At 39.1% G+C, this 973-nt stretch carries 1 protein-coding gene and 1 pseudogene; one reads left to right on the top strand and one right to left on the bottom strand.

All coding sequences use genetic code 11. The features are described 5' to 3' along the window. Positions 1-239, bottom strand: a pseudogene (locus ACFINO_RS10025) (hypothetical protein); the annotation flags it as partial. Here ACFINO_RS10025 and ACFINO_RS10020 point away from each other — a divergent pair. Continuing rightward, on the top strand, positions 238-366 hold the full coding sequence (locus ACFINO_RS10020; RefSeq protein ID WP_375655671.1) for a hypothetical protein: 129 nt from the start codon (positions 238-240) through the stop codon (positions 364-366). The pseudogene ACFINO_RS10025 and the gene ACFINO_RS10020 overlap by 2 nt on opposite strands. Positions 367-973 lie beyond the last annotated feature (607 nt).

The following is a 973-nucleotide window of genomic DNA, read 5'->3' as shown; positions in this document are numbered from 1 at the left end:
TGCTCTTTATTGATGCCTGAACCATTTTGTTTAGTGCCAAGCATATAAAGTCGCCCAATATAAGAACTCGAAAGCGGGTTTTTCGCTTCTTCTATGCTTAAACCAAAATGTTTCGCACGCATTTCAATCGTAACTTGTGGAACAGCCTTGTTTGGTCTTTTTGCACGTGAAATACGGCCATTGGGTTCTCTTGGTTTGCCTGTTATTCTAGGTCTACCGCGTTTTTTAACTGTTTTCATGAATTTACCGTTTGAAGTAAAAAAGAACTCTCTCGCTAACGATGACAGCATGGGGACAATTCTCTCAGTCATACTTTTGTGGGGAGGCGCCTATCGGTGGGAGGGCGATGAAAAGCAACGCGTTTAAAATGATCTTCCTTCTTTCTCAAAAAAGGACAATACTTCTTGAAAGTATAGAAAAATACTCTTCCTTCCCCACTGTTTCCTCCCTTCTTTAACCTGCCATTTCTAGCTGATCATTTGCTTGCTTTTGTCATCTTTAAACCTGTGCTTCGTTTGGAAGAAAAATTTTTACCAGGTCTGGTGTGCCTATGGGGTACCAAATCTGGTATGCCAAATCCGAGTGTTATAGATGTGCATGAAAAGCCACAAGAAAATGCCCTTTTGTTTCCTGACTGGTTGTTTTATGGGCTTGTGTGTGAAAAAAAGCTTTGCACCAGCCTTTAAACTTTATTCTAGAAGCCATTGCTCTGTTTCTTGGGATTTCTTTTGGAGTTTTGCCGTTGGTGGTTGCCAAAAATACCTCAGAGAGAGCACTTTTTTGAGTATCTCTCCTGTTTAGCAAATCTCTCTATCCTCTTTCGAAGAAGTTTTCGACTCTGTTTAACAGACAAAATCTGCGGATATTTACAAAAAATAAACCTCCCCCTTTCTTATAATACTACAAAATGGCTTATCTTTTCAAATAAAATATCCATAAGATAGCGGGAATACAACATGAATGATAAAATGAC

This window comes from Bartonella sp. AA83SXKL, assembly GCF_042196965.1.
Lineage (GTDB): Bacteria > Pseudomonadota > Alphaproteobacteria > Rhizobiales > Rhizobiaceae > Bartonella.
This window is presented reverse-complemented; position numbering and strand designations above follow the sequence as displayed.

Coding starts and splice junctions, on each gene's coding strand:
- ACFINO_RS10020 (WP_375655671.1), top strand. CDS start 238: ATGAATTTACCGTTTGAAGTAAAAAAGAACTCTCTCGCTAACGATGAC.